This window comes from Kineococcus aridisoli, from assembly GCF_050871885.1.
GTDB lineage: Bacteria > Actinomycetota > Actinomycetes > Actinomycetales > Kineococcaceae > Kineococcus.
Window position 1 is genome coordinate 1 of sequence record NZ_JBJLSF010000114.1, and the last position, 13,526, is coordinate 13,526.

9 protein-coding genes are annotated in these 13,526 nt (G+C 73.8%); 4 read left to right on the forward strand and 5 right to left on the reverse strand.

Annotation, left to right across the window (positions count from 1 at the left end; genetic code table 11):
• Positions 1-42 precede the first annotated feature (42 nt).
• Positions 43-2,253 carry a cell wall-binding repeat-containing protein gene (locus tag ACRYM2_RS21145; protein WP_432524464.1) on the reverse strand — a complete coding sequence of 737 codons (2,211 nt, stop codon included), beginning with the start codon at positions 2,251-2,253 and terminating at the stop codon, positions 43-45.
• Positions 2,254-2,628: 375 nt separating this feature from the next.
• Entirely contained in the window at positions 2,629-3,873 is a 1,245-nt protein-coding gene (locus ACRYM2_RS21150) for an MFS transporter (RefSeq protein ID WP_432524465.1), read from the reverse strand.
• Between the two features lie 84 nt (positions 3,874-3,957).
• Here ACRYM2_RS21150 and ACRYM2_RS21155 point away from each other — a divergent pair, with 84 nt between their 5' ends.
• Together ACRYM2_RS21155 and ACRYM2_RS21160 are read left to right on the forward strand one after the other, a co-directional pair.
• Complete coding sequence (locus ACRYM2_RS21155; protein WP_432524466.1) at positions 3,958-5,004, forward strand: PDDEXK nuclease domain-containing protein; 1,047 nt, start codon at positions 3,958-3,960, stop codon at positions 5,002-5,004.
• A 315-nt stretch (positions 5,005-5,319) separates the two neighbouring features.
• Positions 5,320-6,156, forward strand: coding sequence for an alpha/beta fold hydrolase (locus ACRYM2_RS21160; RefSeq protein ID WP_432524469.1), 837 nt, complete (start codon positions 5,320-5,322; stop codon positions 6,154-6,156).
• A 61-nt stretch (positions 6,157-6,217) separates the two neighbouring features.
• Here ACRYM2_RS21160 and ACRYM2_RS21165 read toward each other — a convergent pair whose 3' ends face one another.
• Entirely contained in the window at positions 6,218-7,174 is a 957-nt protein-coding gene (locus ACRYM2_RS21165) for a cell wall-binding repeat-containing protein (RefSeq protein ID WP_432524470.1), read from the reverse strand.
• 167 nt (positions 7,175-7,341) lie between these two features.
• On the opposite strand from ACRYM2_RS21165, the gene ACRYM2_RS21170 reads away from it, so the two are divergent.
• Positions 7,342-7,662, forward strand: coding sequence for a type II toxin-antitoxin system Phd/YefM family antitoxin (locus tag ACRYM2_RS21170; protein ID WP_432524473.1), 321 nt, complete (start codon positions 7,342-7,344; stop codon positions 7,660-7,662).
• Positions 7,659-8,063, forward strand: a complete 405-nt coding sequence (locus ACRYM2_RS21175; protein WP_432524476.1) for a type II toxin-antitoxin system VapC family toxin — start codon at positions 7,659-7,661, stop codon at positions 8,061-8,063. The genes ACRYM2_RS21170 and ACRYM2_RS21175 overlap by 4 nt, the downstream gene beginning before the upstream one ends.
• 36 nt (positions 8,064-8,099) lie before the next feature.
• Here the strand turns inward: ACRYM2_RS21175 and ACRYM2_RS21180 are convergent, their stop codons facing one another.
• Both ACRYM2_RS21180 and ACRYM2_RS21185 read right to left on the reverse strand, forming a co-directional pair.
• Positions 8,100-10,730, reverse strand: a complete 2,631-nt coding sequence (locus ACRYM2_RS21180; protein WP_432524478.1) for a cell wall-binding repeat-containing protein — start codon at positions 10,728-10,730, stop codon at positions 8,100-8,102.
• A 270-nt stretch (positions 10,731-11,000) separates the two neighbouring features.
• Complete coding sequence (locus ACRYM2_RS21185) at positions 11,001-13,307, reverse strand: cell wall-binding repeat-containing protein (RefSeq protein WP_432524481.1); 2,307 nt, start codon at positions 13,305-13,307, stop codon at positions 11,001-11,003.
• Between the last annotated feature and the right edge of the window lie 219 nt (positions 13,308-13,526).

Below are 13,526 nucleotides of genomic sequence, written 5' to 3' on the forward strand. Positions count from 1 at the left end.
GCCGCGTCCGCGGACGCGGCGCGGCCACCCGGGCGAGCGGGGTCAGCCCTCCGGCGTGCCGGTCTGCTCACCGACGGGGGCGGGCTGCGCCTCGGCCTTGGGGACGTAGACGTAGCCCACTTCCTGCGCGCTGGGGTTCCCCTGCGTGTCGTAGGCCCGGACGGCGGCGCGCGTGCTCCACCGGGACGTGACCGGGATCTCGAAGCTCCACCGCCCGTCGGCGTCGGCGGTGGTCGTCGTGCGGCGCCAGGAGTTGATCGGGTCGAGCACCACCGTCGCCCCCGGGGCGGCCGTGCCGGTCAGGGTGTAGGTGGTGACGCCGGGAGCCGCGTGGATGCCGTGGCCCTGGTCCAGCCCGTCGAGGGTCGGGACCTGGACCGCGGCCGAGGTCACCTGCAGCTGGCCGGTACCGGCCCCGACGTTGAGGCACCCGTTCGGCGTGGCCCGGTTGACGATGTAGACGTACTCACCGGAGGCGAGGCCTTCGTCGATGAACTCGCCGTCGGCCAGCTCACCGTCGGGGATCGTGAGGCGCTGACCGGTGTACGTCACGCCGTCGGACTCCATCGTCATGCCGCCCTCGACCGGCTCCGCACTCGCCCCGCGGCGGAAGCGGTCGATGACGAGGTCGTCAGCGGGGACGCCGTCCAGCTCGAACCGCAGCGTGGCGCTGCCGGACGCCGGCCCCTGCTGCGCCAAGCTCGCCTGCAGCTTCTGCACCATCGAAGGAGCGGCCGTGAACTCCATGGTCGCCGGGTCCGCCGCCACCCCGTCGTCCGCGGAGACCGCGGTGAAGGTGACCGCGTAGCGGGTGCCGGGGACGAGGTCGGCGCGCGGCACGACGTCGATCGAGGAACCTGAGACCTGGACGTCGGCGTCGACCTCCAGGCCGCCCTCGACGGTCCGCAACGTGGCGGTGGAGCTCGACGACAGGCTCTCGTCGAAACCGGCCTGGAGCGTCTGGTTGGCGGCGACCACGACGGGGCTGACCTGCGACGGCCACCAGCGGTCGGCGACGACCCGGGGACCCTGCGCGCTGACGGGCGCCGGCTCGGTGGTCCGCGGCCCGCACAGGTCCGGGACGGCCGGCTCCTCGCCGGGGCTGGTCGGCGTCGTGCTCACCGGCGGGTTCGACGGGACGGTCGGCGTGGTGGGGACGACGGGCGCCACGGGGGCCGGCGCGGTCGGGACCGGGGTGGGCGTCGCCACCACGGTGGGTGGCGCAGCGGGCACGGGAACCCCGGAGGAGGTGGAGATCGCCTCGACGAGCGCGGGCGGCACCGCGCTGGCGCCGCCGATGACGGTGACGTCCTTCAGCGTGCCGGCGTGCTCGGCGAGGAAACCACGGGTGCCGGAGCCGAGGTCGGTGGCGCTGTTGGTGAGCAGCATGGGAGCGCCGCGCTTGCCGGCGGCGGGACCGGCCGTGAGGCCGTCCACGCTGGCCCCGTTGACGACGGAGACCGTCGTGGTGGAGAAGTCGGCGGCAGCGGCTTCGGCGGACTTCGCCAGCTGCGCGGCGGTGCCGCTGCGGTCAGCGCCGGCGACGCGGGTGGTGGCCGCTCCGGACACCTCGGCGGCGCGGTTGCGCACGGCCTCGGAGACGGCGTTGCCGCCGCCGACGACGACCACCTTCCCGAGCCCGCCGGCGGCCTTGAGCACCATCGTCCCCGAGGCGGTGGCGACGGCGGCCGTGGTGGCGGTCCCGGCCAGCGCGGCGGCGGTCGCGGCGGGCAGGTCACCGGAGCGGGTGAGCAGGATCGGGATGTGCGCGCGGTAGGCGACGGGGCCCGCGGCGAGCGCGTCGGCGGACAGCCCTCCACCGGCGGTGCTGCCGACGGCGAGGAACGCGCTGGCCGGGGTGCCCCCGGCGGCCTGCACGATGTTGGCGGCGGTCTCGTAGCGGTCGGCGCCCGTGATGCGCTGCGCGGTGCGGCCGGCGGTGAGCTCGGCGTAGACGGCGGGGCTGACGGCGTTCTCGCCGCCGATGACGACGACCTTCTTCGGGTTCAGCGCCTTCAGCGCCTCGACCGTGTGCGCGCTGGACTGCTTCGCGGGGGTGAGCAGGACGGGCGCGTCCTCGACACCGGCGAGGTAGGAGGCGGTGAGCGCGTCGACACCCGACTCACCGTTGGCCACGATCACCGTCGACGGCGCGCTCCAGTAGGTGCGGGCGATGAGCGCCGCCGTCTCGTAGCGGTCCGAGCCGCCGATCTGCCCGGACGCCGACCCGGTGGCCGCGGTGGCGGACCCCACCGACCCGAGAGTACCCAGACCGACGAGGACGGCGGCTGCGGCCCCGATCCCCCGGTTCTTCCAGCGCTGTGTCGTCGCCATGCGTGCTTCGCCCCCGTTGTTCCCGGCAACCATCGTGTGAGGTGCTCATCGGGCTCTCCTGCGGCGGCTTGAGGCGTGAGCGCTCGACCACGGGGTGAATCACCCGTGTGCGCCCACGTCTGCTGGATCGGCTGCACCGCGTGGGCGTCCCCGACGGGAGTGGAGGGTCGGCTCGCGCTCAGGGGCGGGACCCGACAACGCCACCGGCGCACCCGGGAGGGGCACTGCGCAGACTCGATGGGCGGCACACCTCCACGATGCGGGTCGCCGACGGTGCGGCCCGGGGGCGCGACCTCAGCCGACGACGCCCGTCACCGCCACGGGTGGGCGGTCGGCGCGGGCGCTCAGCCGCGCGCACACCGCCCCGGCGGCCGCGAGCAGGGCGACGACCGCGAAACCCCACCCCAGCGACGTGGCCGCGGCCACCGCTCCCAGCACGACGGGGCTCACGGTGGACCCGAGCGCCTTGGCGACGGACTCGGCGGCGGACACGCTGGCGCGCAGGTCGGGGTGCCAGCCGACGACGAGGGCGGGGCTGAGCGGCATGAGCATCCCCGTCACCACTCCGAAGGCCACGAGGACCGCGGTGCTCGCCCACACCGGCCCGCTCGCCACGACCGCGGCGAGCGCCAGGCACACCACCGGCAGCGCCGGGTAGGCGCGGGCGAACAGCCCCGCGGCGCCGGAGCGGCCCAGCAGGAGCTGGTTGAGGCTGCTGCCGGCGAACACGCCGGCGGGGATCATCACGGCGACCAGCACGCGCTGCCACAGCGCCGGCTGGGTCTGCTGGGAGACCACGCTCACCGCGTAGTGCGCGGCCTGGATCGCCCAGCCCACCCCGGCCGCGGCGAGCAGCAGCAGCGTCGTGCGGGGCACGAGCAGGGCCGCGTGGACCTCGCGCAGCAGCGCCCGCAACCGCGCCGCCGGCCGCACCGCCCCGCGGTGGACCGGCGCCGGCGGCACCCGGCGGGCGATGAGGGGCGCCAGCGCCAGGACGAGCACGCCGTAGCCGACGACGACCCACGACCACAGCTCCGGCTGCCCCAGCCCGGCCGCCACCGCGCCCACCGCCAGCCCCGAGGCCGCGCCCACGCTGGTGGCCGTCTGCAACCGGGAGAACCCGCGGTCGCGCCCGCCGGGGTCGTCGCGGTGCGCGTCGGCCACGATGACGGCCGCGCACAGCATGAGCGCGCTGTTGGTGATGCCGGTGAGCACCCGCGCCAGGACGATCCCCGCGAAGCCCGGTTCCAGCAGCAACGCCGCCGACAGCACGACGTTGGCCGCGACCGCCGCCGGCAGCACCCGGCGCGGGGAGAGGAGGTCGAACAGCGGGCCGAGCAGCACCGTCCCCAGCGCCGCGGCCGCCGCGTACACGCCGACGGTGACGCCGACCTGCCCGACGCTCAGGCCGATCCGGTCGCCCAGGACCACCGAGACGGGGATGAACCCCAGCTGCGACAGCGGCGTCAGCAGGACCAGCAGACCCGGCAGGACGCCGAGCCGGGAGCGGGCGGACGGCTCGGCGCGAGGGGACGGCACCCCTGGACGCTACGTGCTGACCGGCTCGCAGGCCCCCCGGTGGGGTCCCGGGCGGGTGTCGGTGGCGTGCGACACGATCCCGGCGTGACCGAGGACGACGGGACCGCGCTGGAGCCGGCCGGCTACGCCGAGCTGTTGGAGACGCTGAAGGAGCGGGTGCGCACCACCCAGGTGCGGGCGGCCCACGCCGCCAACACCGAACTGCTGCGGCTGTACTGGTCGATCGGCCGCGACATCCTCGACCGGCAGGAGCGGGCCGGCTGGGGCGCCAAGGTCGTCGACCGCCTCGCCACCGACCTGCGCGCCGCCTTTCCGCGGCTGCGCGGCTTCTCGGTGCGCAACCTGCACTACATGCGCGCAGTCACCGCAGCCTGGCCCACCGAGGCGGACTTCCTGCAGAGTCCGTCTGCAGGATTGACCTGGAGCCACATCACCACCCTGGTGACCCGTCTGGACGACCCCGCGTTGCGCACCTGGTACGCCACCGCGTCCGCCGAGCAGAGCTGGTCCCTGAAGGTGCTGGAGCACCAGATCGCCACCCGCCTTCACGAGCGCCTGGGCGCGGCACCCTCCAACTTCAGCGCCCACCTGCCGCCACCAGACTCCGACCTGGCCCAGCAGCTGACGCGCGACCCGTACGTCTTCGACCACCTCGGCTTCACCGAGCCGGTCGCCGAGCGCGAGCTGGAGCAGTCCCTCATGGACCGCCTCCAAGACACCCTCACGGCCTTCGGGCACGGGATGGCCTTCGTCGGCCGGCAGGTGCACTTCCCCGTCGACGACAGCGAGATGGTCGTCGACCTCCTGCTCTTCTCCGTCGAGCAGGTGCGCTACGTCGTCGTCGAGCTGAAGGTGGGCGCCTTCTCCCCCGCCTACACCGGCCAGCTCGGCGCATACGTGGCCCTCGTCGACGAGCGGCTGCGCCGGCCGGAGCGGCACGCCCCCACCGTCGGAATCCTCCTGTGCACCGAGGCGCCCCGCGAGCAGGCGGTGCGCTACGCCCTGACCAGCACCGCCGCCCCGGTGGCGGTGGCCGCCTACACCTACGACACGCTTCCACCGGAGGAGCAGGCCGCACTGCCGGACGCGGCAACCCTGGCCGCTGCGATCACGCCGCGGACGCCTCGGTGATCCAGGTCCACGTTCGACGGCGACGTCAGCGACCCCTTCGAGCGGTACCGGCGGACGCGGTCCCGGCAGGCGCGGGAGGATTCCACCGGCTGACGAACCTGCTCCTGGGCACCGGTGAGCGAGGGTAGAACGACTCAGGGTCACCGGTGTCCCCCGGACGCCGCAGCGCCCGCCGCCTGGGCAGCGCTCGGCGCGCGGATCGGCGGTGCAGCGGGCAGGCTCGCCGCCGTGGTCGAGCAGCGGCCGGCGCCCCCGGGCGGTCGGTGGTGCCCGATCCGGACCAGACCACCACCGCCTCCGCTCCGAAGGGGAGTCATGACGGAGATCACCGCCCACCACGGCCTCTTCAAGGACACCGACCTGCACGTCGACGACACCGGCGGCCCCGGCCGCCCCGTCGTCCTCATCCACGGCTGGCCGCTGTCCGGCGCCTCCTGGTCGCAGCAGGTGCCCGTCCTCGCCGAGGCCGGCTACCGGGTCGTCACCTACGACCGCCGCGGCTTCGGGCGCAGCGACAAGACCCGCACCGGCTACGACTACGACACCCTCACCGAGGACCTGCACGCCCTGCTCGAGGCCCTGGACCTGAACGACGTCACCCTCGTCGGCTTCTCCATGGGCGGCGGTGAGGTGGCCCGCTACTTCACCAAGTACGGCACCGAGCGGCTGCGCAGCGTCGTCTTCGCCGCCGCCGTGCCCCCGTACATGGCCCAGGGCGAGGACAACCCCGACGGCCCGCTCACCAAGGAGCAGGCCGCGCAGATGGAAGCGGCCCTCAAGGCCGACGAGGACTCCTTCTACGACGGTTTCGTCACCGACTTCTTCTCCGTCGACGGCGTCCTGAAGGTCAGCGAGGCCCAGCGCCAGGAGGCGCTCGCCCTGACGAAGCAGGCGGACAAGAAGGCGGCGCTCAAGGCCATGGCGGCGTTCGGGACCACCGACTTCCGCGCCGACCTGACCGAGGTGAGCGTCCCCACGCTCGTCCTCCACGGCGACGGCGACGGCACCGTGCCCTTCGAGGGCTCCGGCGCGCGCACGCACGCCGCGATCCCCGGCAGCCGCCTGCACGTGATCGCCGGCGGTCCGCACGGCATCAACGTCAGCCACGCCGAGGAGTTCAACCGCGTCCTGCTGGAGTTCCTGGCTTCCTGAGCGGGGAACCGGCCGGCCGGTGCCGCGGGGCACCGGCCGGTCGTCCACGCCGCGGCGCGGGTCAGGAGGGTCGGGCGGCACCCACGAAGAAGCGGTCGGTGGTGCCGCGGCGCTCCAGCTCCGCCTGCGTGGACGCGGGCGTGCTGCCCGCACCGGTGAGCAGCAGCGGCGCGGCGATGTTCGCGGCGAACGGACCCGCGGCCAGCGCGTCGGGGTAGTTCTCCCCCACCGCGAGCACGGCGGTCCTGCTCGTGCCGAAGAACCGCTGGCCCACCGCGACGGCCGTGCCGTAGCGGTCGGCGCCCTGGAGCCGCTCGAACGTCGCGCCCTGGTAGCCGGCGGCGCGGATCTGGTCCAGCACCGCGTCGGAAATCGCGCTCTGCCCGCCGAGGACGATGAACCGGCTGGGCCGCAGGGGCAGGAAGTCCTCTCCCGTCAGAGCGGCGCGCACCGGCTCGGGCAGGGACGTGCGTCCCACCAGCAGGATCGGCGCGCCCTGGCTGCCCGCCGCGGCGGCGCCGGACAGGGCGTCGGGGTAGTTCTCGCCGGTGGCGAGGAACACGGTGTCGGGGTCGTCGTAGAGGATCTCGGCGACCGTGACGGCCGTGGCGTAGCGGTCGTCGCCGTCCAGGCGCAGCACCGAGTACCCGAGCCTCTTGAGCTCCGCCTCCACCGCCGTGCTCACCGATGCGGTACCGCCGACGATGTAGACCGAGCTGGTGTCGAGGCGCTGCAACTCGGCGAGCGTGGCCTCCGGGACCGCGTAGCGACCGGTGAGCAGCACCCGGCCCTGGTCGCCCGCGGCGGCGGCGCTCGCGGCGAGGGCGTCGGGGAAGTTCTCCCCCGTCGCCAGGTACACGGGGGCGTAGGTGTTGCCCTCGAAGGCGCCGGAGACGGCCGCGGCGGTGCCGTAGCGGTCCTGGCCGGCGATGCGCTCGTCGGCGGCCTGAGCCGGCGTGGCGGTGGCGACACCGACGGCGGCGGCGAGGGTGAGGGCGAGCAGGGCGGGGCGGCGCACGGGTGTCTCCTGGGGTCGCAGTGGGGCGTCAGTGTGCCAGCGCGCGTTGCACCGCGCAGGGGATCAGGCGCTCTGCGTCCCGGAGAGCCGGTGACGGGCTCAGCCGCCCCCTCCGTGAGAGCGGAGAAGCATGGCGATGCGTAGCAGACGCCGCTACGCTTCATCGCATGAAGACCATCCCCGTCCGCGACGTGCGCAACCACTACGCGCAGATCATGCGCGAGGTGCAGCAGGGGGAGACCTTCACCGTCACCAGCGACGGGAACCCCATCGCCACCATCAGCCCCTACGTGGCTCCCGATGGCCCGCAGACATGGGTGCCCGCCGAGAGGGTCGTCGGCGCCCTCGCCCACCTGGACCTCCCCGCCGACACCGCCGCGAGGCTGCGCGCTGACCTGGACGAGCACTTCGACCCCGACGTCGAGGACCCCTTCGACCGCTACGAGCGGATGCAGGCCGCAGAGGTGCAGGAGCGCCGCGCCCCGTGACGAACCTGCTCCTGGACACCAACGCCCTCATCACCCTCGCACTGGCCCCTGCCGACACCACCTTCTCCGCCATCCAGCCCGGGGACGCCCTCGCGATCTCGATCGTGACGGAGTTCGAGGTGCGCGGCGGGCTGGCGACCGCCCCGAACGACCCGGCCCGCCAGCACACGTTCGCCTTCCTGACCAGTCGCTACGTCCCGCTTCCCCTGGACGCCACGGTGACCCCGCACTTCCACCACCTCGCCGCCAACTCCGCCGCTCTCGGGCAGAGGCCGCGCAAGCGGATCGCCGACCTGATGATCGCGGCGACGGCCCTGGCGCACGGAGCAACCCTGGTCACGGACGACCAAGGCCTCATCCGGGTCGCCGCCGGCCTGCTGCCGGTGCGGTCCCTCAGCTGATCGAGCCCACCGCTCGGGAGGACCGGACACCCGCCGTCAGTCGACGTGCAGGTACCCGCCGAACGTCGCCGCCGCCTTGTCGGTCACCATCGCGTTCCCGCCGAAGACGAAACCGGTCGAGAGCGGCTTGGCGGTGTTGAGCTTGTCCAGCGCGCCCTTCGCCTCGGGGTTGAGGTCGGCGCCGCCGGTGAGCAGCAGCGGCCCGCCGATGGTGCCCATCGCGGCCGAGGCCACGAGCGCGTCCGGCCAGTTCTCCCCCGTCGCCACGCCGACGGAACGGGTGGGCGTGCCGGCGGTGGTGGCGAAGCGCTCCGCGACCAGGCGCGCGGTGGCGAACCGGTCGGCGCCGACGACCTTGCGCGCGGCGATGCCGGTGGCGTCGGCCAGCGAGGAGGCCGCCGCGGCGGCGGGACCGCCGACGGCCACGACACGCTCGCCCTTAGGGTCGTTCTTCGCCAGGTACTGCGCGGTCGCGGGCGCCAGCGCGGCGCCGTCGGTGAGCAGCACCACGCCGCCGGTGCGGGCGGCCAGCGCGGAGACGGCCAGGCCGTCGGGGAAGTTCGTGCCGCTGGCCAGGTACACGGGCGCGGTGGTCGTCGTCGGCACGACGGCGGTCACCTCGTCGGCGATCGCGGCGGCCGTGGAGAACCGGTCGTCGCCGGCGATGCGCTTGACCTCGAACGTGGCCGACAGCTCGGTGAGCGAGGTGTACGCCGGGGTGGAGACGACCCCGGTGCCGCCCAGCACGTAGACCGTGCCGCCGGGGGCCAGGACACGCTTGACCTCCTCCGCGACGCTCTTGGTGAGCACGTCGGTGTCGGTGAGCAGCAGCGGCGCGGAGACCGCCGAGGCCAGCCGGGCCCCGGCGAGGGCGTCGGCGTACCGGGAGGCCGCGGAGACCACGACCGCACCCGCGGACCCCGTCGTCGGGTACATCGCCTTCGAGGCGGTGATCGCGGTGCTGATGCGGTCCGCACCGGCGAACCGGTAGCCCTTGGCGTCGAACACGGGCTTCTTCACGGTCGCGTACGGGGTGACGGCCGTGGTGGCCGCCGAGGGGGTGCCGGGGCCGGCGACGGTAGTCGCGGCCACCGTGAACGTGTACGGGGCGCCGTTGGTGAGGCCCTTGACGGTGAGCTTCGAGGCGGTCGCCGGAGCGGTCACCGGCGCCTGCGCGACACCGTCCTTGATCGGGACGATGGAGTACCCGGTGACCGGGCCGATGCCGGTCTCCTTCGGCGCGGTCCACGTGAGGACCGCGCGGCCGTCGCCCGCGGCGGCGGTCACCGCGGTCGGGGCGGCGGCGACGGCGGCGACCACGAGGGTGACGACCTGGTCGTCGTGGCCCGTGGAGTTCTCCGCGCGGACGGTGAAGGTGGCAGGGCCCGGGGTCGTCGGGAAGCCGGAGAGAACACCGGTGACGGGATTGAGGCTCAGGCCGGCGGGCAGGGTGCCCAGCACCGACCAGGTGGGCGCCGGGGTCCCCGTCGCAGTGAAGGTGTGCGAGAACGCCGACTTCACGGCCCCCAGCGTCGGGGCCTGGGAGGTGACGCGGGGCGCGGCCGGCGCGGCGGTGTTCGTGAGCGCGCGCACGCGGTGAGCGCTCGTCTCGGCGACGTAGACCTTCCCGAGCACGTCGACCGCGATCCCGCGCGGATCGGTGAGCGTCACCGGGGCGGCCGGGGTGGCGCCGTCGGTGAGCGGCAGGGCGGCCGGGGTCGAGCCCGTGAACTGCTGGACGGTCCCGCCGGCGGGGTCGGCGACGAAGACGGTGCCGAAGCGGTCGACGGCGATGCCGGTCGGGGTGCCGGCCGCGCTGCCGATCGTCCCGAGGACGGACAGCTTCCCCGTGGCGTCGACCTTCTCCACGACGTGGTTGCCGGTGTCGGCGATGTAGACGTTGCCGGAGCCGTCGACGGCGACACCGGTGGGCCCGGACAGCGGGGAGGAGAGCGCTGGACCGGGAGCAGGGGCACCGACGTGCCCGGCGCCCGCGACGATCGACAGCTCGGCGCCCTTGACGACCTCGACCTTGTTGTTGCCGGTGTCGGCGATGTAGACGTTGCCCGCGGCGTCGACGGCGACCCCCGTGGGATCGTCCAGCGCGGAGGCGGTGGCGGGACCGTTGAGCGGCGGGGCCTCCACGCCGACCTTGCCCGCCACTACCGTGAGCGCGCCGCCCTCCAGGCCGCCATCGGCGGGGGCGGTGGCGGGCACGGCGACCTTGACGACGACGTCGTTGCCCGGGTCGGCGATGTAGACGTTGCCCGCGGCGTCGACGGCGACACCGGTGGGCGTCCTCAGCTTCTTGTCCGCCGGGATGCCCGGCAGGGGGGTGCCGTCGACGGCGATGCTGCCCGCGACGATCGTGACCTTGCCCGCGGTGTCGATCTTCTCGACGACCGAGTTGCCGGTGTCGGCGACGTAGACGTTGCCGCTCTTGTCCACCGCGACGGCCCGCGGGCCGGCCAGCTGCGCAGCGCTCGCGTCCACGCCGTGCGCGACGGGAGTGGCGCCTCCCCCGGCGAAGGCGCTCGCGCGGTAGGTGCCCGGCGCGGCAGCGGCCGAAGACGCCGTGACGACGGCCGTCGCCGGCAGCGCGGCGACCAGCAGCCACGCGGCGGCGGCGCGGGGGCGGCGGGAGCGGGCGACGGGAGCAGCAGTCACGCTTGTTCCATCGGCGTGGCTCACCAGTCCTTGAGCACTCGAAGCGCCCGCCTGGACGGTCCTCGAGTAGCCGGGCATCAAGAGCAAGGAACTCGCGTCAGGATTTCAATCAGTTGGAGCCCTTGCAGCACGAGGAGAGGGAGGCTCGGCGCCACTTGCCGAGCCTCCCTCTGATCAACCCACCGAAAGGTCGTCGCACAGACGAGTGACGACTTATAGGATGATCAAAGTCGGCCTATCGGTGAAGCCTGACTCTCGCTCAGGTGTAGATCAGAACGAGCCCGAGACAGTGTTGGCACTCGCCGGACCAGGGATGGAACCGTCCGCTGCCCGCAATTCCGGTCGCAAGGTGAAGTCGCCGGATAGGGAAGCCGGGGCCGAGGCGGCGGTAACCGTCAGAGTGTAGATGGTGTTTCCCGGGTTCAAAGAACCGGTGACGTTGACGCCACCGCCAGTCAGTGTTCCAACCTCACCCACACCGAAGGCCGTACTTCCAACGGCGTTGGTCAGAGTCGTGTTTCCACCACCGAGGATGCCGCTTGCCGCCGACCCCAATGTCGCGGGGTCGATGGCCTCGGAGAAGACGATGGTGACTGTCTCTCCGACCTCCGCAGTGCCTGCAACCCCGTTCGGGTCGGACGCCACCGTCACCGTTGCCGAGAACGTCGACACCGTCACCCGGGTGACGGCGTTCGAGGCAGCACTGGGGCCGGCGCCGTTGGTGGCCACCACCGTGTAGGTGTACGTGTCGCCGGAGGTGAGCCCGGTGACCGTAGCCGTCGTTGCGCCGGTCACCGGCACCGTCTGAGCCGGCGTACCGGACGCGGAGGATCCCGCGTACACGTTGACGGTGTATCCGGTGATCGCGCTACCACCGGTGCTGGCCGGGGCGGTCCAGGAGAGCGCCTGCGTCGTCTCGGTGGTTGTGCCGAGGGTCAGCGAAGTCGGCGCACCGGCGGGAGAGATGATCGAACCGCTGGCCGTGACGGCAGCCGAGTTCCCGGCGGTGCTGTTGGCCACGACGCTCGCCGTGTAGGCGCCCACCGGCAGGTTCGTGAAGGTTGCCGTCGTACCCGTGACCGTCTGCGGCGCCGGGAGGCTGAATCCACCCGGGCCGTTGGTCAGGGTGACCGTGTAGTCGTCGACGGCTGCACCGTTGGCCGCCGCAGCGGTCCACGACACGGCGAGCTGGCCGTCGGAGGCGCCGTTCGCGGTGGCGGCGGTCGGGGTGGCTGTGAGGCCGGTGACCCCCGTCGGCGCCTGCGCGGCGGTGGTGAACGTGAACTGGCTGGGCGTCGCCGCGTTGCGGGCGATGTCCTGCGCGGAGAAGGTCACGCGGTACTGCACGCCCGGCGCGAGGTCACTCGTCGGGTCGAGGGTGATGACGGACCCGACGACGCTCACGGAAGCGGGGATGGGCGTTCCCGGGGCGTCCACGCGCACGATGGTCGCGCTCGACCCGGAGACGCTGAGGTACTCGTCGAAGGTCGCCGTCGGCGAGAGGCCGGCCGCGATGTTCGTCCCGTTGCTCGCAGGCGTCGACGCCCGCAGCACCGGGGCGACCGTGTCGGCCGGGGCAGGCGTGGGCGTGGGTGCCGGGGCCGGGGCCGGGGCCGGGGCGGTGGTGCCGGTCGCCGTGGCGACGGCGGAGACGACACCCGTGCTCACGGCCGAGGGCCCGCCGAACACGACGGCGTTCGTGGTGAACCGGCCGGCGTTGGCCGTCAGGAAGCCCTGGGTGGCGGATCCCAGGGCGGACGGGCTCGCGGACAGCAGGAGGGGCGACTGGGTGCGGGCCAGCACAGGGCCTGCCGTGAGGGCGTCAGACAGGTCGTTGCCGCCGGCGCCGTTGACGCCGAGCGCCAGGCCGAAGCCGTTGGCGGCGAACCCGGACTGGATGGCGAACTGAGCCACGTTCACGGCGGTCTGGAAGCGGTCGTCGCCGGTCAGCCGGGTGGTCGACCCCAGCTCGGTGGCGGTCTGCGCGCTCACGGCGGAGGTGCCGCCGACCACGACGACGCGGGCACCGGTGTAGCGGGCCAGGGCCTGCCGGGTGGCCGCGGGCACGGAGTTCGGCGCGGTCAGCAGGACCGGCCACCCCTTGGCGGCGGCGACCGGGGAGATGGAGGCGGCGTCGGCCGGGCCGGAGGCGACGAAGACGGTGGTGGGCGTCGCCGACACGAGGGCGGCGAGCTTGGCCGCGGTGTCGTAGCGGTCCACGCCGTCCGCGCGGTCGACGGTGAACGTGGCGGCGAGCTGGCTCGCGACGCCGGCGCTGATGACGGACGTGCCACCGGCGAGGATCACCCGCTGGACGCCGAGGCGGGTGAGTTCCGCCCGGGTCTCCGCGGGGATCGAGTCGCGCTCGACCAGGAGGATGGGCGCGGAGTTCGCACCCGCGACGAAGGAGGACGCGAGGGCGTCGACGGTCGAGCTGCCGCTCGCAAGGACCGCGGTGCGGGTCACGCCTGCGGGGAAGGCGGAGGCGGACGCCTGGGCGGCGGTCGCGTAGCGCGACTGCCCACCGATCTGGTTGATGGTCAGGGACGGCGCCGCCTGGGCGGCGGGTGCCGTCACCGCGACGGCGCCGAGCCCGACGAGGGCGGCGATGCCTGCCCGCAGGGCGCGGGCACGTCGAGTGGATGGACGGTTCATCGGTGTGACTCCTGATCGAGCGTTCGGTGCGCGGTGGCGCCGTGCATCAGCAGAACGGGCCGGGGGCCTGCCACGGACAGGACCCGGGAACGAGAAACGGGGCCCGCGCGGTGCGCGCGGGCACCGTCTCTCAGCGGTGAC

Coding starts and splice junctions, on each gene's coding strand:
- ACRYM2_RS21170 (WP_432524473.1), top strand. CDS start 7,342: ATGAAGACCATCCCCGTCCGCGACGTGCGCAACCACTACGCGCAGATC.
- ACRYM2_RS21160 (WP_432524469.1), top strand. CDS start 5,320: ATGACGGAGATCACCGCCCACCACGGCCTCTTCAAGGACACCGACCTG.